The organism is Nitrincola lacisaponensis, from assembly GCF_000691225.1.
Classification (GTDB): domain Bacteria; phylum Pseudomonadota; class Gammaproteobacteria; order Pseudomonadales; family Balneatricaceae; genus Nitrincola; species Nitrincola lacisaponensis.
Window position 1 is genome coordinate 12125 of sequence record NZ_JMSZ01000028.1, and the last position, 18447, is coordinate 30571.

At 51.9% G+C, this 18447-nt stretch carries 19 protein-coding genes; all 19 read right to left on the reverse strand.

Going from position 1 to position 18447, the window contains the following annotated elements; all coding sequences use genetic code 11:
* Window positions 1–15: 15 nt before the first annotated feature.
* Complete coding sequence (locus ADINL_RS09260; protein WP_036546914.1) at window positions 16–2061, reverse strand: chemotaxis protein CheA; 2046 nt, start codon at window positions 2059–2061, stop codon at window positions 16–18.
* Between the two features lie 13 nt (window positions 2062–2074).
* Window positions 2075–2869 (reverse strand): protein phosphatase CheZ, encoded by a 795-nt coding sequence (locus ADINL_RS09265; RefSeq protein ID WP_051632692.1) that lies wholly within the window; start codon window positions 2867–2869, stop codon window positions 2075–2077.
* Between the two features lie 21 nt (window positions 2870–2890).
* Window positions 2891–3262 carry a chemotaxis response regulator CheY gene (gene cheY, locus ADINL_RS09270; RefSeq protein ID WP_239644366.1) on the reverse strand — a complete coding sequence of 124 codons (372 nt, stop codon included), beginning with the start codon at window positions 3260–3262 and terminating at the stop codon, window positions 2891–2893.
* A gap of 101 nt (window positions 3263–3363) precedes the next feature.
* Window positions 3364–4071 (reverse strand): RNA polymerase sigma factor FliA, encoded by a 708-nt coding sequence (locus ADINL_RS09275; protein ID WP_036546919.1) that lies wholly within the window; start codon window positions 4069–4071, stop codon window positions 3364–3366.
* Window positions 4072–4093: 22 nt separating this feature from the next.
* The gene (locus tag ADINL_RS09280) at window positions 4094–4909 is read right to left on the reverse strand and encodes a MinD/ParA family protein (protein WP_036546922.1); all 816 of its coding nucleotides are present in this window, start codon (window positions 4907–4909) and stop codon (window positions 4094–4096) included.
* A gap of 9 nt (window positions 4910–4918) precedes the next feature.
* Entirely contained in the window at window positions 4919–6334 is a 1416-nt protein-coding gene (gene flhF, locus ADINL_RS09285) for a flagellar biosynthesis GTPase FlhF (protein WP_036546926.1), read from the reverse strand.
* A gap of 41 nt (window positions 6335–6375) precedes the next feature.
* Window positions 6376–8481: a flagellar biosynthesis protein FlhA gene (gene flhA / locus ADINL_RS09290; protein ID WP_036546929.1), complete on the reverse strand. Its 2106-nt coding sequence runs from the start codon at window positions 8479–8481 to the stop codon at window positions 6376–6378.
* A gap of 137 nt (window positions 8482–8618) precedes the next feature.
* A complete protein-coding gene (flhB, locus tag ADINL_RS09295) occupies window positions 8619–9755 on the reverse strand; it encodes a flagellar biosynthesis protein FlhB (RefSeq protein WP_036546930.1) in 1137 nt (378 codons plus the stop codon).
* Between the two features lie 3 nt (window positions 9756–9758).
* Window positions 9759–10541: a flagellar biosynthetic protein FliR gene (fliR, locus tag ADINL_RS09300; protein ID WP_036546933.1), complete on the reverse strand. Its 783-nt coding sequence runs from the start codon at window positions 10539–10541 to the stop codon at window positions 9759–9761.
* A 4-nt stretch (window positions 10542–10545) separates the two neighbouring features.
* Window positions 10546–10818 carry a flagellar biosynthetic protein FliQ gene (locus ADINL_RS09305; RefSeq protein WP_036546935.1) on the reverse strand — a complete coding sequence of 91 codons (273 nt, stop codon included), beginning with the start codon at window positions 10816–10818 and terminating at the stop codon, window positions 10546–10548.
* 14 nt (window positions 10819–10832) lie between these two features.
* Window positions 10833–11570 carry a flagellar type III secretion system pore protein FliP gene (fliP, locus tag ADINL_RS09310; protein ID WP_036546939.1) on the reverse strand — a complete coding sequence of 246 codons (738 nt, stop codon included), beginning with the start codon at window positions 11568–11570 and terminating at the stop codon, window positions 10833–10835.
* Window positions 11557–11991, reverse strand: coding sequence for a flagellar biosynthetic protein FliO (fliO, locus tag ADINL_RS09315; protein WP_051632693.1), 435 nt, complete (start codon window positions 11989–11991; stop codon window positions 11557–11559). Before fliO ends, fliP begins: the two co-directional genes overlap by 14 nt.
* Window positions 11991–12425, reverse strand: a complete 435-nt coding sequence (fliN, locus tag ADINL_RS09320; RefSeq protein ID WP_409673302.1) for a flagellar motor switch protein FliN — start codon at window positions 12423–12425, stop codon at window positions 11991–11993. The genes fliO and fliN overlap by 1 nt, the downstream gene beginning before the upstream one ends.
* 15 nt (window positions 12426–12440) lie before the next feature.
* Entirely contained in the window at window positions 12441–13424 is a 984-nt protein-coding gene (gene fliM, locus ADINL_RS09325; protein WP_036546945.1) for a flagellar motor switch protein FliM, read from the reverse strand.
* Window positions 13425–13437: 13 nt separating this feature from the next.
* On the reverse strand, window positions 13438–13953 hold the full coding sequence (locus ADINL_RS09330; RefSeq protein WP_036546947.1) for a flagellar basal body-associated FliL family protein: 516 nt from the start codon (window positions 13951–13953) through the stop codon (window positions 13438–13440).
* A 76-nt stretch (window positions 13954–14029) separates the two neighbouring features.
* Entirely contained in the window at window positions 14030–15754 is a 1725-nt protein-coding gene (locus ADINL_RS15970) for a flagellar hook-length control protein FliK (RefSeq protein ID WP_051632694.1), read from the reverse strand.
* 109 nt (window positions 15755–15863) lie between these two features.
* Window positions 15864–16310, reverse strand: a complete 447-nt coding sequence (gene fliJ, locus ADINL_RS09340) for a flagellar export protein FliJ (protein WP_036546949.1) — start codon at window positions 16308–16310, stop codon at window positions 15864–15866.
* The gene (fliI, locus tag ADINL_RS09345) at window positions 16307–17695 is read right to left on the reverse strand and encodes a flagellar protein export ATPase FliI (protein WP_051632695.1); all 1389 of its coding nucleotides are present in this window, start codon (window positions 17693–17695) and stop codon (window positions 16307–16309) included. The genes fliJ and fliI overlap by 4 nt, the downstream gene beginning before the upstream one ends.
* A 6-nt stretch (window positions 17696–17701) precedes the next feature.
* Window positions 17702–18445 carry a flagellar assembly protein FliH gene (locus tag ADINL_RS09350; RefSeq protein ID WP_036546952.1) on the reverse strand — a complete coding sequence of 248 codons (744 nt, stop codon included), beginning with the start codon at window positions 18443–18445 and terminating at the stop codon, window positions 17702–17704.
* Window positions 18446–18447 lie beyond the last annotated feature (2 nt).

Genomic DNA, 18447 nt, shown 5'->3' on the forward strand with positions numbered 1-18447 from the left:
ATCATGTCATCATGCTTATGAGGCATAACGCTTCAACAGATTAGGAATATCAATGATCAATGCAATACGTCCATCACCGGTAATGGTTGCTCCCGACAAACCCTGGGTGCCATGCAGAATGGAGCCCAGTGGTTTAATCACAACCTCTTCCTGACCTACGAGCTGATCAACCACAAAGCCGACGCGCGTCGTGCCGACAGACACAATCACGACATGCCCCTGATCAGGCAAAGGTTCATGCTCACAGCCTTTGACCATCCAGCGTTTCAAATGGAACAGCGGTAATGCCTGATCACGTACAATAATGACCTGCTGACCATCAACGATATTGGTTTTGGTTAAGTCGAGATTGTAGATTTCATTAACATTGACCAACGGCAATGCGAACGCCTGTCCTTCGAGAGTTACCATCAAGGTTGGCATGATTGCGAGTGTCAAGGGTACCTGAATAGCGATCTGGGTACCCTGACCCAGTATAGAGTCGATACCCAGTGTACCATTCAGCTGGGTAATCTTGGTCTTGACCACATCCATGCCCACACCACGACCCGAGACATCAGAGATCTCAGTCTTGGTAGAAAATCCTGCATGGAATATCAGATTAAAGCATTCCTGATCAGTCAGACGTGCCGCCGATTCAGTATCCAGCATGCCACGCTCAACTGCCAGACGACGAAGTTTCTCGGGATCCATGCCCGCACCGTCATCCCGAATGATCAGTAGAATATGATCCCCTTCCTGCTCAGCGGACAACAGCACGCTTCCTTCACGAGGCTTGCCCATTTTTTCCCGGACATCAGGCGCTTCAATACCGTGATCCACCGCATTGCGAACCAGGTGAATCAACGGATCAGCAAGGGCTTCAACCAGGTTTTTATCCAGGTCTGTTTCTTCTCCTCGCAACTCCAGGCGTATCTCTTTTTTGAGGCTACGTGAGAGGTCACGAATCAATCGGGGGAAACGCCCAAACACCTTCTTGACTGGCTGCATGCGTGTTTTCATAACCGAGGTCTGCAGGTCAGCCGTTACCATATCCAGGGTACCTAACGCCTTGGACATTTCCTCATCTTCACGGGTACCACCAAGACGGACCAAACGATTACGCACCAGCACCAGCTCGCCAACCATATTCATGATTTTATCCAGCAGTGCTGTATCTACGCGCACGTTACTTTCCTGAACAGCTTTTTGCTGCGCCTGCGCCGGAGCGGCATTACGCGCCGCAGTATCGACAGAGGAGGAGTCACTTCCTGCTGGTGCAGCTACAGCCTGTGGCGGTGCAGCTACAGGGGCAATCGGCTGGCTTACCGCACCCGGAGTCGTCGCAGCCGCAAATGCGCCCTGCCCTTTAGCCTGCAGTTCATCCAGTAACGCTTCAAATTCATCTTCAGTAATTTCGTCGCTGCTGGCCTTGACTCCGGAGCTCTCGACTCCAGCCGACGCGCCCGGTCCTTTGCCAGCACCATGCAGCTCGTCCAGCAGTGCATCAAACTCATCCTCAGTGATCAAATCATCACTTGCAGATGACGCCGTCGCAGCAGGCTTTGGCTCTGAATCACCTGCCACCAGATCTCCCAGCAACTGGTCAAACTCATCATTTGAAGTATTTGGATTTGCAGGAGCAGGGGAAACTGAGGGTTTGACTGCTGGTATCTCCACCTCGTCTGGTACATTACCCGTAGTATATGCATCAAGGCGCTCAAGCAAGGCTACCGGTGCCGGCTCAGGCTCCCGACCACTGCGCACCTGCTCAAACATCAGATTTACTGAGTCCAGTGCCTGCAATACCACATCCATCAACAATGGCGATACGGCCAGCTCACCATTACGCAATAAATCAAACAGGTTTTCAGCTTTATGGCAGCAATCCACCATTGCTTCCAGCTGCAAGAAGCCCGCGCCCCCCTTGACGGTATGAAAACCGCGAAAGATTGCATTTAACAAGTCACGGTCTTCGGGACGCTGCTCGAGTTCAACCAGCTGTTCAGATAACAGCTCGAGTATCTCTCCCGCTTCTACAAGGAAATCTTCAAGAATTTCCTGATCAACATCCAAACTCATAGAGATCTCCTAATCAAAAACCAAGACTCGAGAGCAGTTCATCAACATCATCCTGATTGCTGACTGCACCAGCTTCTTTCTTTTTCAGCTGCGGGCCCTGAGCGCGGATCGCATCGGCCTCGGGATTACGTTCATCATCCTGAGCCATTTCAATACCCGTCAAACGCTCAACTTTGGCTGCCATATCCATCAACTTGACCAGTTGGGATTCCACTTGAGTCATCAAGGTAATCACTCGTCGGATCAACTGCCCCGTAATATCCTGAACACTTTGAGAGACAAGGATATCGGTCAGAGTATTTCGCAACTCTTCGATAGTTTTTTCAGATTCATTTTTGACAGCGCAGGTACGGTCATAAACGCCATCCAGCGCCTTAAACTCCCCCTCAAGCTGACCTACCAGAAGCAGCAGGTCACGAAAACGTTCAGATTGACCATCCAGACGATCCACCAGACTCAGTGAACGGTCCACGCGATCCATGGTTTCGTGTGATGTTTTTTCAGTCAGCTCAATCACATACCCAAGTCGCTCGGAGGCATCGGTCATCGCCGTGAGTGGGCTGGCCTCTTCTGCTGGAATTTTTTCATCTATATCTGAAGAAAAAGCCTTGATAGCTTCATGAAGTCCACGCGTCAGATGCCCGACCTCATTATAAAAAACCTGATGCCGCGCTTGCTGAAGGTCATTAATCAACTCCATGGCATGGTTGAGATTACCCTGCTCTATGGTCAGAACCAGTTCTCGAGCCATCTGCCCCAGCAGATCCTCCAGACCGTCGTATTCCAGTGTCGCTATCATTTTTTTCATTATTTTGTCTCTTGCCAGGCACTAGGTGATACGCTCGAATATCTTCTCGATTTTTTCCTTGAGCACTACCGCAGTAAACGGCTTGATCACATAACCATTTACACCTGCTTGAGCCGCCGCAATAATCTGCTCACGCTTGGCCTCTGCTGTAACCATTAACACCGGAATATGCGACAGCTCGGGGTCAGCTCTAACCGTCTTGAGCAAATCAATGCCAGTCATACCGGGCATATTCCAGTCTGTAATCAGAAACTCAATGCGCCCCTGCTTTAGGATCGGCAAGGCAGTCTTGCCATCATCAGCTTCTTCCACATTGGTGAAGCCAAGATCTCGCAGCAAGTTTTTTATGATTCGTCTCATTGTGGAAAAGTCATCCACTACAAGAATCCTGATGTCTTTTTTCACAAGACACAGCCCCCCCGGCTTATTACAGTAAAATATTAGCGCCCTGATTCTATACTAGACAGGCACAGGACGGATAACAAACAAAAAAATCATTGCCAGTCGCGCAAACGCCCTCTGAGCCTCAGCGCTGCCTGAGAGTGAATTTGACTCACCCGGGATTCACTGACACCTAGAATACTGCCAATTTCTTTCAAGTTAAGCTCTTCATCATAGTAAAGTGCCATCACCAGCTTTTCACGCTCAGGCAGAGCTGAGATGGCATCCGCCAATGCCTGACGAAATGCGTGATTCTGAAACAGGGCATCCGGTCCGGGCTCATCACCTTCAAACTGCACTCCCGCACTCTCATCATCATGACTGAGCTCATCCATGCTGAACAGCCGGCTATCCAGAGAATCCTGCAGCAACCCGTGATATTCAGCAACGGATATTTGCAACTCTGCCGCCACTTCCGTATCTGAGGCATCTCGCCCCGTCCGAAGCTCCACTGCCCGGATCGCTTCACTCACTCTGCGACCGTTTCGATGCACCGATCGCGGCGTCCAGTCACCTCGACGCACCTCATCAATCATGGCGCCACGAATTCGAATACCGGCGAAGGTCTCAAAACTGGCCCCCTTACCCGGATCAAACTTACGAGAAGCTTCCAGCAAACCGATCATTCCGGCCTGTATAAGATCGTCCAGCACCACACTGGAGGGCAGCCTGAGCATCAGATGCTGAGCGATACGCCTGACCAACGGGCCGTACTGCTCCAGCAACTCATTATTGGACTTGAATTGGAGCTGATTATACATACAGCTGGGTTCCGCTATTCAGTTATTGCCGCCTTACCAATTGCTCCACAAAGAACTCCAGATGACCTCTGGGAGTCTTCAACACTGGCCAGTGATCAACCTTGTTTGCCAACTGACGATATGCCACCGCAGCCTTACTTCCAGAGAACGCTTTTAAAACAGCCGTTTGCCTCTGTACTGCTTTGCGGACAGCCTCATCATAAGGTATTGATCCAACGTATTGAAGCGTTACATCCAAAAACCTGTCAGTTACTGTGACAATCTTATTGAACATATTCCGCCCCTCAGTCTCACTATGAACCATATTGGCCAGAATTCTGAAGTGCGTCATTTTATGATCACGGTTTAACATCTTAATTAAAGCATATGCATCGGTAATTGACGTAGGCTCATCACAGACAACCACCAGTACCTCTTGAGCAGCTTTCACAAAACTAACAACCGACTCGGAAATGCCCGCAGCAGTATCAATGATCAGCACATCCATCCGATCCGCGATATCATTGAATGCATAAATCAATTCTGCATGCTGATGTTCTGACAGCGCCGTCATTGCCTGGGTCCCCGAAGAAGCAGGCACAATTGACATATTATCATCTACACGCACCAGCACATCTGCCAGGGAGCAACGCCCCTCTAGTACATCGGCTATGGTTTTCTTGACCCGCAGACCGAGCAAGACATCCACATTCGCCAACCCCAGATCGGCATCCATCAATACAACACGACGCCCCATTTCACTCAGCGCAGCGGACAGATTGACCGACACATTGGTTTTGCCAACACCACCTTTTCCGCCCGTCACGGCAATGACCTTCACTGGATGCGTGTGCTTCATAGACTATCTCTAACCCGCTCTAAAAAACTGGCCGCTACTGAGCGGGTCACTTTCTGCACTGTCTGACTGAGCTGCAACAACGGCTCGACTCACCAGATCCTGGCGCTGAGCCACAATCAGATCATCCGGTATTTTCTGACCATCGGCGATATAGGCAATTGGCAACCGCTTTTCAACCGCCAGCGTCAACGCATCCCCCAAGCTCCCCGATTCATCCAGCTTGGTCAGAACACACGCATTCAGCTCAAGCTCCTGATAATTACTCCAAGCCTTTTCGATCAGTTGCCGCTGACTGGAACAGGACAGCACCAGCAACTTTTTCAGGCGTACAGAAACTGACGCTAACATCTGCTTCTGCTGAATGCCTTCGGGATCACTGGCATTCATACCGGCCGTATCAATCAGCACCAATCGTTTGCCCCGCAATGACATCAGCACCTCATCCAGATTGTGATTCTCATCCACCACACGGACAGGCACGTCCAGAATACGGCCAAAGGTCTTCAACTGTTCATGTGCCGCAATTCGATAACAATCAGTCGTCACCAGGGCAAGACCTGAGCTGCCATGCTGAAGCACGTATCGTGCAGCCAATTTGCCAATTGTGGTGGTTTTACCCACTCCCGTGGCCCCCACAAATGCAATCATACCGCCACGCGCTATGTACTCCTCACCAATCACCGGGACAGAGTCAGCCAGACGTGACAATACATTTTTCCATGCTGCAGATTCTGACAGTTCAGATTCCAGACTGGCCGTCAGCTGACGGATCAGCCCACTACCAAGCCCCAATCCCTGAAGCCGCTGCTGCAAGGGAGCTGCAGGGGAGACACTCGACGCAACTGGCACTTCAGGGACAGCAGACAGACGATTGAGCTGCTGCTCCATCAGTGCACGCAACTGATGAATTTCCTGCTGCATGCTTTGCACCAAAGCTCCCGAGGCATCATTCTCAGACGCTTCTGCCGCAGGAACCGTTGCCCATAGATTTTCAGGCTCTACCGACTCAGCCACCTGATCACGGCGCGTCTGCTCATCCTGACGAGTCTTAAGCGACTGTAAAATAAAGCGCAGATCCTCATCTTCTTCCGTATCAATCTGGCGGTTCACTGCCTGACTGACCTCGGCTTCAGGCTGCTCAGCTCGTCGACGCGCTTCAGCTATGCGCAATTTGGCCCGTCGCAATTCCGCTGCCAACGCATCCTCTGCAGGCACTGACGCAGGCGCTGCAACAGGGCGGATTTTCTGCTGACTACGCTTCAGCTCGGCCTGAGCTCGCTCGTAATCTTCCTCGCGTGCAGCCACAACTTCCACACCACCAGCCACACGATGATTGGAAATAATCACAGCATCGGCACCGATTTCATCACGAACCCGGCGCATTGCCTGACGCATATCTGGCGCAAAGATACGTTTAACCTTCATAACCATTCCTTATTGGCGCTCCGTCAAACGCCAGCATCTGCTTAGGCATTTCCACCTCCGACTGTCGCCACGATTGTTACGCGCTTGTTTTCCGGAATTTCCTGATAAGACAATACATGCACCTGGTGCTGACCATAACGAACAAACCTTGCCATCAACGGCCTGATTGGCGCAGCGACCAATAGCACAGAGGGTTTCCCCGACATCTCTTGCTGCTGAGCTGCCTGACCCAGTGATGTCTGCAACCGCTCTGCCATGCCAGGCTCAAGCACCAGTGTTTCATCACTTGCTCCGCCCTGCTGCATGGAGTTCAGCAACATCTGCTCAAGAGCAGGCTCCAGTGTAATCACCGGCAACTCGGGATCAGACCCGTTAATACTCTGCACAATCAAGCGTGACAGTGCCACACGTACTGCAGCGGTCAACGACAAAGGATCCTGAGTACGATCGACCGCTTCTGCCAGTGCCTCTGCAATGGAACGAAAGTCTTTGAGCGACACCTGTTCCATCAGCAGATTCTGCAACACTTTCAACAACACACTGATCGACAGTTTTTTAGGTACCAGCTCTTCAACCAGCTTGGGTGATGTCTTGGTCAGCATATCCAGCAGTTGCTGCACTTCTTCATGCCCCAGCAAGGCATGCGCATGGTTTTGCAAGATCTGGTTCAAGTGTGTCGCAACGACAGTACTGGCATCCACTACAGTATAACCCAGCGTCTGGGCATGCTCCTTCTGGCCTTTCTCAATCCACACCGCATCCAGACCAAAGGCGGGGTCCTTTACGGCAACCCCCTTAAGGGTCCCAAACACCTGACCTGGATTAATGGCCAGCTCGCGGTCCGGATATACATCTCCTTCACCACTAATCACCCCCATCAGGGTAATTCGATATGCACCTGGCATTAAGTCAAGATTGTCACGAATATGCACCGAAGGCACCAAAAATCCAAGGTCTTGCGATAGCTTTTTACGCACCCCTTTGATCCGACCCAGCAACTGTCCACCCTGCATCTTGTCAACCATGGGAATCAGACGGTATCCGACCTCGAGTCCTACCATATCAACCGGCATCACATCATCCCAGTCAAGATCGCGCCGCTCTTCAGGCTGATCCGACTCTGCAGGCTCATCCGGCTGGCCCTGCTGCTCTGCTGTCAGTTGCTGCTGCCGACGCAGGATCAGCCAGCCCGCGCCTGCAGCAGCACCAGCCAGTGAAAGAAATGCAAAATGCGGCATACCCGGGACAATACCCATCAGGAAAATGACACCCGCTGCAACAAACAATGCACGCGGTGAGCCAAACATCTGACTGAATACCTGACTGCCCATAGCTTCCGAAGAGTTGGCTCGCGTCACCATGACGGCAGCCGCTGTAGACAACAGCAGTGAAGGCAACTGCGCAACCAGTCCGTCACCAATGGTCAGCAACGAGTAGTTACGCATCGCCGTATCAAAATCCAGCCCATGCTGCAGCATCCCGATTCCCAGCCCACCCAACAGGTTAATCACCAGAATCAGAATGCCGGCGACGGCATCACCACGGACAAACTTTGACGCACCATCCATGGCTCCATAGAAATCAGCTTCCTGAGTCACTTCCTGACGCCGGGCACGCGCTTCATCCTGGGAGATCAACCCGGCATTCACATCGGCATCAATGGCCATCTGTTTACCCGGCATGGCATCCAGCGTAAAGCGGGCACTGACTTCAGAAATACGCCCGGCGCCCTTGGTCACTACGACAAAGTTGATAATGACCAGAATCATGAACACCACGATACCAACGACATAATTGCCGCCGACAACCACCTCACCAAATGCCTGGATTACCTGACCAGCCGCATCGCCGCCCTCATGGCCATTCAACAGCACAACACGGGTCGATGCGACATTCAACGCCAGACGCAGCAACGTTGCCGCAAGCAAAATCGTCGGAAATACAGCAAAGTCCAGTGGACGCAAGGCATAGATACACACCAGCAACACCACAATAGACAAGGCTATATTGAAGGTAAAGAAAACGTCCAGCAGGAAGGTGGGCATCGGCAAGGTGACCATAGCCAGCACCACCAGCAACAGCAATGGAATCCCCAGATTCCCTCGACTGATACTTTTGGCACCCTGAAGTATGGCTGCTCTATCCACGTCACCTACCGTCAAATAAACGTCAAAAAAATGCTGTATTGATCATCAAAATCAATAAATACCCGGACATTCTAGCGAATACGTCAAGTTAATGACACCTCTTTATCCATAAGTATTTAAAGCAAGAATTGCGCCAGTTACTCATCCCGGCGAAGTGAATCTGGAATATCCAGCTCATGATCGGAAGGGGGACGCAAGGCTCCCCGCTGTGACTGCCCATCGCGCAGTTGAAAGACATAGGCCAACACCTGCGCCACTGCAGTATAGAGTCCGGAAGGCACCTCTTCATTTATCTCTGCTGCATAGTAAAGAGCTCGCGCCAGTGATGGTGCTTCAAGAATTTCCACCTGATACTCTTCAGCCACCTCACGGATTTTTAAGGCCATAAAATCAACGCCTTTCGCCACAATAACGGGTGCATCGCTGCGACTCTGATCATAACGAATCGCTACCGCATAATGGGTCGGGTTGGTGATGACAACATCCGCCGTAGGCACTTCTTTCATCATTTTACGCTGAGACATTTCATACTGCAGCTGACGAATTTTGCTCTTCACCTCAGGCTTACCTTCGGTGCTTTTCATTTCGTCCTTTACTTCCTGAAGGGTCATTTTCAGCTTTTTGTTATAGTCGTACAGCTGAAAAGGCACATCGATCAACACAATAAAAATCATCGCAGCACTGATAACCAGAAATGCCCAGGCGATAATCGTCAGGGCATGAAGTACGGCAGGATTAACCGCCTCCGCAGTCATGCCGAGCAGCTCCGGGCGCAGCAGATAAATAGCCAGAATTGCAACAGAACCCACTATCACCACTTTACCGATCGCCTTAAACAATTCCACCAGCGACTTTAATGAAAACATCCGCTTGATACCGGCAATAGGGTCGAGACGACTGCCTTTGGGCTGCAACGATTCACCACTGAAGTTCCAGCCCCCCAATGCCGTGGCTGAAAAAATTGTCGCAAGCGTGACTAACAGAAAGAAGCCCCACAGGCTGAGAAAGGCATCAAACAGCGATCGAAACAGGTGGTAGCCCATATAGGCCGGATCTATAATCTCGTCACGGCGCAAGTCAAAATTGAAGCTGAACAGCCCTAACATGACTTCACCTATGGCACTGCCAAACAGCAATGCAGAGGCAGCCGATGCCATCAACAGCGCCAGCGTGGTCAGCTCTTTGGAGCGCGCGATATCACCCTTTTTCCGCGCATCCTGGATACGCTTCTGGGTAGGTTCTTGTGATTTTTCCTGACCAGTATCTTCAGCCATGACTCACCCGCTCAGTGGAGGCAGCAAACCTTCAACAAAACCCAGCACATAATGAGACATACGCACATAATGATCGTAAAAAATGGGCAGATTGATCCAATGCATAATCAATCCCATTAACATCGTAAATGGAAAACCGATCGCAAAGATATTCAACTGCGGTGCAGCCTTGGTCATAATACCGAATGACAGGTTAATAATCAGAAGCGCTGTAATTGCAGGAAGCGCCATCAGCAGCGCCGCTGAAAACAACCAACTCACTGACAGCACAACCCGGATAAACACATCAGTGCCCAAACCAATCATACCTATCGGCAATACATGAAAGCTCTGCGCCAGAATCTCCATCATCACCAGATGACCATTCATTGCCAAAAACAGCAGCATCGCCATCATCGAGTAAAATTGCGCGACCACTACAATCTGCACACCGGTACTGGGATCAGTCATGGATGCAAACCCCAGACCCGACTGCATCGCAATCATCTGGGCACCGGCGATAAAGCTTTGAAACAGAAACTGTAAAGCAAATCCCAGCAAGGTACCGATCATGATCTGATTCAGAATGACCAGCCAGGTACTCAAAGACAAGCCTTCAAATACCGGCATTTCAGGTAATACGGGCAGCAGCAGCAAGGTAAAAGCCAGCGCAAGGCTCAGGCGGACACGCATAGGCACCATCTGCGTACCTATAATCGGGACCGCCATAAAAAACGCCCCTATCCGAAAAAAGGGCAACAGGAAGGCACCTACCCAGTACTCAAGATCGGCGAGCGAGACAAACACCGGCTCAACCTATCATCAGGGGAATGTTCATAAACAGAAAGTTAAACAAATCTAGGATCTGCATCACAATCCAGGGACCACTATACATAAGCGCCAATAAGCTGACGATTAAGCGTGGTAAAAAACTCAGTGTTTGCTCATTGATCTGGGTGGCTGCCTGAAATACGGAAATCATCAATCCGACAATCAAGGCAGGCCCGACAATAATGGTGACGAACTTGATAATCAGCCAAAAAGCACCGCCATACAGATCCAGTACCGTTTCAGTCAGCGCCATCGTAATCCCCCTGACTAGATTCCAAAACTCGCGGCCAGCGTTCCTACCACCATCGCCCAGCCATCAGCCAGAACAAACAACATGATTTTAAAGGGCAGAGAGACAATCACTGGTGACAACATCATCATACCCATCGCCATGAGTACACTGGCTACCACCAAGTCTATCACCAGGAAGGGAATAAACAGCATGAAGCCTATCTGAAAAGCAGTTTTCAGCTCACTGACAACAAAGGCAGGGACAAGCACCCGAAAGGGAACATCCGCTTCAGTTTCAACCCGAGGTGTATCTGAAATACGCATAAACAGGTCGAGATCACTTTCACGTGTATTACGAATCATGAACTGATGAAAAGGCCTGGAGGCCGCCTCAAGCGCTTCCAGGCTGGTCATTTCCTCAGCCATATAGGGCTGAAGGGCTGACTCATTCACCTGATCGAAGACTGGTGCCATAATAAAAAAGGTCAGAAACAGTGCCAAACCGACCATGACCTGATTCGACGGTGTCTGCTGCAAACCCAGAGCCTGACGCAAGATCGCAAATACGATGATAATTCGAGTAAAGGACGTCATCATCATCAACATTGCTGGCAAGAATGTCAGCAATGTCATTAACGCAAGAATCTGCAGAGTGATCGAGTACTCGGTATTTCCGGCGTCATCCACTGTCAGACTTACAGCGGGAATCCCCACGTCAGCGTATGCCACGCCAGGTAAAAACAACAGCAATAGCAGCGCACTATAACGCATCATTGTTATTCCGCTTGTGTAAATACTGACCCAGCGTACGTGAAAAGGCGGTCTCTGCCGGCGCTTCCGGCTGTATGACAGGCTGCTCAAAGCTTTTTAGCAAAGTGACTTGCCCCTGTGCCACACCCAGCAGTACCTGCTGCTCCCCTACCTGTACCAGCACGGCACGCTCACGCTGACCTAACGACAACGCCGCTATCACTTTGAGCTTGCGATGCTGCCCGGGGATCAAGGTAACACGACGCAGCAGCCAGGCAATCAGAAAAATAGTGCCGAGCACCAGACCCAGACCCAGCAAAAGCTGTAGCACTGACTCCAGACTCAGCGGATCAGCACTGCGGTAAGCGGATACAGATACCCGACGCTCCTCACCCCAGGCAGCAGAGCTGAACAAACACAATAGCAGCAGGCCACGGTAGATCACTATTTAAGTCGCCAAATACGTTCCTGTGGACTGATTACGTCGGTTAAGCGAATGCCGTAATGGTCATTAACCACCACCACTTCACCATGCGCAATCAGCGTACCATTCACTTTGACATCCAAAGGTTCACCTGCAACCCGGCTCAGCTCCAGAACAGAGCCCTGGCTCAACTGCAACAGATTACGAATGGCAATCTCGGTGCCACCGACCTCAACGGTCAGCTTCACTGGAATATCCAGAATAACGTCCAGCTTTGGATCACTGACCGGTGTAGAGTCATCTTCCAGCTCAGACAGTTCAACCGTTTTGGCAGCAGCGCCTACAGAAAGGTTCTCTGCCTCGGCGCTGCTGACCTGTTCTTCCATGGCGGCAGCCCATTCATCAGCCAAGGCTTGCTGGTCTACATTGTTATCGTCTTCACTCACAAACGCTATCTCCAGACCATCACATCAGTCATGATCATGCTGAATAGTTTCGACAATTTTTACTGCAAGATTACCACGCGATGCACCGAGTTGGCAGGTATACATTGGCAAACCATTGGCGCTCAGCGTCAAGTGCTCGTCAATATCTACCGGGATCACATCACCTTTTTCCAACGCCACCACATCACGTAATGTCATCTCTCGTTCGGCAACCAGCAGGTCCAGGTTCAAACGGGCACTGACAATATCCTTACGCAGAGAGTTCAGCCAGCGCTCATCAGTTTCATGTTCGCTGTTTTGATAAGAGGAGGTCAACTGATCACGAATCGGCTCAACCATGGCGTAAGGCAGGGTGACGTGGAAATCGCCATTCCCCCCCTCCAGATCAACCTGGAAGGTACTGACAATCACCACTTCACTCGGCCCGACAACATTTGCCATAGCAGGGTTGAGTTCATGCGAAACCTGCTCAAAAGACAGATCAGCGACAGGCTTCCAGGCATCCTTCAGGTCGCGAAACAGCTCACTCACTGTTTTGTGCACCAGCCGGGTTTCAGTTGGCGTGAAGTCACGCCCTTCAATTTTGGCATGGCGGCCATCACCACCAAAATACTGGTCCACCAGTTTGAACACCAGCTTGGCATCAATAATCAGCAAGCCTGTACCGCGCCAGGGATGTACTTTCATCAGCGACATACTGGTGGGTACATAGAGAGTATGGATGTAGTCTCCATACTTCATCACCTGTACCCCGCCCACAGTAACATCAGCCGTACGACGCAACAGGTTAAACAGCGTTACACGCGCCAGTCGGGCAAAGCGCTCATTAACCATCTCCAGAGTCGGCATTCGGCCACGGACAATACGCTCCTGACTGGCCAAATCATAAGGACGCACACCACTGCCATCATCCTCATCTGCATCGTCAGTAGTGTCCACATCGCCGTCATCGACACCATGCAACAAAGCATCGATTTCATCTTGCGACAGTAGATCTTTGACCGACATACTCAGCGCTCCTTCACTGCATTACAAAATTGGTAAACAGTACAATTTCGACACCTGGCTCACCACCTCTGTCCTGGATCAATCGATTAACCAATTCGGTGGCATCCCGCTGCAAGGTCCTGATGCCATCGACACTGCGTAATGCTCTGGGATCGGCTGTGGTAAACAGTGTATTCAGGCGCGCCACGATCAGTGGCATATGCTGGTTCAACACCGCCTCAACTGCTGGATCACGGGTTTTAGCCTCGGCATAAATTTGCATAAAGTGACGGTTGCCATCCGGATTCTCCAGAGAGGCAACAAACATGGGACGCCCTTCAAGGGTACGAATCTTGACGTAGATCGCTTCCCTCTGGACAGGTGCAGATGAGCGGGCCGACTCGTCATCTCCGCCCGAGAGAAAAAAGAATGCAGCACCGCCACCAATCAGAAGCACCAGGAGTACAGCTGCTGCAATGATGATCAGCTTTTTCTTACCGCCCTTGGGTGCCGCTTCACCACCCTCACTACGAGCATCTTCTTCAGCCATGCATCGCCCCTTTTTAGCCGTCACATTTGAATGATGGCTAAATATACCACAGCGTGCTCAGGACAGGGGAACAGCTTCATGCATAATAATCAATGATTCCGACTTTCCGCAGCACCTGACGGCTGGCAGGCAATTCACCAAACTCTTCACGTGCTGAAGCGGCACCTGTACCGCGCTCATCGCGCTGGGTCCTGTCGGAATGTTCCTGTGCAGACTGATCAGAGACCGACGCATCTGCCAGATTCATTCCCTGCTCATTAAACATCTCACGCAACCTCGGCAGACTCTGCTCCAGCACTTCACGTACGGCAGCATTCGGGGCGTTAAATGACAGAGATACCTGATCATTTCCATGTATCTGTACCCGAATGCGTAATGAGCCCAGCTCTGGAGGGTCTAGACGTACCTCGGCAATGCGCGGCCCCTGCTGTGCCATCATCACAGCCCGCTCACCCAGTGCACGGCTCCAGGCTGGATTCAGCATTTTCTGCATTAATGCATCCTGAGAATTGTGCGCTTGTGCAACCGCCGTCGCACTGTTGGGTGCAGGCGTTTGCACGCGAGCTGTTTCAGACAGGTTCTGTGTTACCGTTGCTTCCTGACGGCGATTCAGCTCAGCAGCAGGCTCATCTATCGTAGCGCCCCGCGAGGTTACTGAAGCTGCATTCCCAGGGCTGCTTTCCACAGCAACGCGGCGGGCATCTGGCAGGGGCTCTGCCGATACTCGCTCAGAGCCCGGCTCTTTTGCGGCCGGCGGTATATATGCATTGCGCTCAGTTGTACGCTCCGCAGATCGCTCCTCTCTCATGCCATCACGGGATTCACGTACAGGCGGTAACACATCAACTGATCTCTCAGCACCACGAGCTGGCGTGCTTTCTGCCGAGATCCCCTGCTCCGGCAATTGCACCTCCTCTGAAGCCTCTCCAGCAACAACATCATTTCGAACGCTGACTGGCACCGCATCAGCATCTTCAGGTGCCTGGTTTAACGCTGAAGGTGCGGAGTTCTGCAATTCAGCATCCGCTGTTTCGGAAAACGCTTGCTGAGCCGGAATAAACGGAGACGTATCATCAGCTGAAGTGGCAGTAACTCTTGCCGCTTGCTTTTCAATTGCAGCCTGATGGGCCCGTGCAGCTTCTAACTCAATCCAGAGTTGGCGTACGTAAAGTTCACGCTCAGCCTGCCGGGTGTTATCTTCCTGACTTTCTGCATCCAGAGGCACCTTGCGTTCCAGATAGTCAACCAGAAGCTTTTCAAGAGAGAGATCAACCGACTGCTTTTCATCAGTCGCTGGACGGGCTGTATCAGTATCAACAGGGCGCGCTTCAGGCGTTGAATACAGCCACTGTATAAAAGCACGCAACTCATCATCACTCGGTATTTGAGGCGCTGAATCTGCTGTTTCCACACCACTCTCTGCCGAACTTGAAGGCAACAAACTCTGCAGAGTCTGACGCAACAGATCCAGAGCATTCTCCAGGCGTTCCACCGAATCGCCTTCGGACTGCAACAGAAGACGCTCCAGCTGCTTCAGCACCTGTTCTGGCTCAAGAGACGGCAAATCACTGCCGCCCAACCCTGACAAATCGACATCGGCTTGCCGCTGAGATGTTGAAACAGGTGTCTGCGGCATCGATGTTTCAGGCATTCGGGTCATGCCTGTCCACAGCGCATGAAAATCACCTGATGAAGACGGTACCGGGTGTATTCCTGCAGGCGCAAGGCCATGACCCGCAGCACCGGGGGCCAGGGACAGCAAACCGCCCAATAACTGGATTGTAGAAGTTGGGGAGGACATACTCAGCTCCTGAAGTCAAAGTCCAAACAACGCTCAGCTCACTCTCAGCCAACGCTACTTCAAGAATGCAATTATCGCGCCAGTTTGATAGCAGCCGACCCCGGCCAAGTTACAGACCCGAACCTCTGAAACGCTGTGAGCGCTCATCGATTTGCTGCTGTTCACGCTTATCCTGTGCCAACTGCTCTCCCTGACGTACTTTCTCGGTTAACTTCTCGATTCCCTTGAAGCGTGCGTAAACACTTTGCCAGTATTGCGTCACCTGCTCCAGTTGCTGACGCGCGACTCGAATTGTTTCCTGCTGTTGACGCAGTGCTTGCTCCAGACGACCAATAAATGCCTGATGCTGCCGTAAACGATCGGTTGTCATCCCCTGCTGTCCGGCTTGGGTAAACTGCTGCTGATACTCGAGCATATAGTTTTGCAACTGCACCTGCTGCGTTTCAGCTTGCTGCAGGCGCTGACGACTTTCGGCAAGATACCGGTCCGCTGCATCACGCTGCTTTTGTGCCAACCCCAGTACCACCTCCAAACGCTTTGATCGACGAACACTCATCGCCGGTCAGCCTGAGAAACCTGCCCACGCATTCCCTGCTGAGGCGCACTGGGAGTTGGCGGCATGCTCATCAACATGATCAGTTCCTGAATCGAACGCTGCTGATCAAACGATTCAGCCATACCCTGCTGCAGATATGCCTGCAATACCGGCAACATTTCAATGGCCCGGTCAGTCAGTGGATCACTGCCACGCGCATAGGCTCCCACACTTATCAGATCTGCGTTTTGCTGATAGCGCGAAAACATTCGCTTGAATTCCAGCGCCTTGGCCAGGTGCTCCGGGGCAACGACTTGCGGCATGACTCGACTGATTGATGCTTCAATATCGACGGCAGGATAGTGTCCCTGCTCCGCCAGACTGCGTGACAGCACAATATGCCCATCCAGAATGGCTCGTGCAGCATCCGCGATAGGGTCCTGCTGATCATCCCCTTCTGTCAGAACTGTATAAAAGGCCGTAATAGACCCTTCACCCGACTGAGCATTACCGGCACGCTCCACCAGCCGCGGCAAACGCGCAAATACCGACGGTGGATAACCTTTAGTTGCCGGCGGCTCCCCCACAGCCAAGGCGATTTCACGTTGCGCCTGGGCATAGCGGGTCAGCGAGTCCATCAACAGCAAGACACGCTTGCCCTGAGCACGGAAATACTCCGCAATACGCGTTGTCAGCTCAGCCGCTCTCAAACGCATTAACGGAGAATCATCTGCCGGAGAGGCCACCACCACTGAACGAGCCATTCCCGCAGCACCCAGACTGTGATCAATAAACTCCCGAACTTCACGGCCTCGTTCACCGATCAAGCCAACCACAGTGATATCTGCTTCAGTATTACGTGTCATCATCCCCAGCAGTACCGACTTACCCACGCCACTACCGGCAAACAAGCCCAACCGCTGACCACAACCAACCGTCAACAATCCATTGATCGAACGAATACCCACGTCCAGAGGTGTATCTATCGGATGGCGTGCCAAGGGATTGATCGTTTCACCCTGCAGAGACACAAAGCGCTCCGCGTCCAGCGGACCTCGCCCATCAATTGGCTGGCCGATACCATTAATGACTCGTCCCAGCAGCCCAAAGCCAACCGGAACCTGACTGGCACTCTGCTGAGGTGTCACCCGCGCACCCGGCTGCAAACCTTCCACACTGTGCAGTGGCATCAGATAAATCCGGTCACCGGAAAAACCGACCACCTCAGCCTCAGCCAGCTGCCCCTCTGCAACCGCGATGCGGCAATAATCGCCCAACGCCACCTTCAAACCAACGGCTTCCAGGGTCAGGCCAATCAGACGGGTAATACGCCCACTCACCAGTGGTTTGGCAGGCACAAACAGATCGGGATCGCTAAGATGTGAGTGATTCTGAAATAACGCCATGGCGCTTCACTCTCCGGAAACAGATGCGGAAGATTGACCTAATGCAGCAGCCAGTTGCTCCGTAATCTGCTGAAAGCGTGTCGATACACGATGATCAATTCGGGTGTTATCCGTGGTCACACTGCATCCACCCTGTTCGATTGAGGGATCCTCGATAAAGCGTACACCCTCCAGTCCGGACAATGCCTGCAGTACCGGCAGATCTGCCGGATTTACGCGCAGATCGCACACCAGTGTAGCACCCGGCAGCTCTGCCAGAGCCGCACGCACCGCCTGACATATTGGCTCAGGATTGCTTTGCAGCTCTGCATCAATCACTGCGCGAGCAAACCCTTGCACCAGGCCTGTCAATAATTTTTCAAGTTCCTGCTCCTGAGCGGCGACCGGATTGGCCAGCGCCTGACACACGCCCATCAGCAAGGCCTGCTGACGCTGTATTTCAGCCAGGCCTGATTCCAGCCCCTGCTCATAACCCTGCCGTTCGCCAGCAGCCAGTCCCTGAGCAAAACCTTCCTCTCGCCCCTGAGCGAAGCCCTCTTTGGCTGCATCTTCACGTATCTGCTCAATTTCCGCCAAGGTTAACTTCTCGACTTCAATTTCTTCTTCAACAACGGTGACCTGAGATGCCGGACTGACTGTCTGAAATGCCTGATCCACAACACCAGCGTCCATCAGGGGCAGCTCCCAGCGGGTCAACTGCCGGGCTTCAGCTGCCGGAATTTTGACGGGGCGTAGATTATCCTGCTTCATCC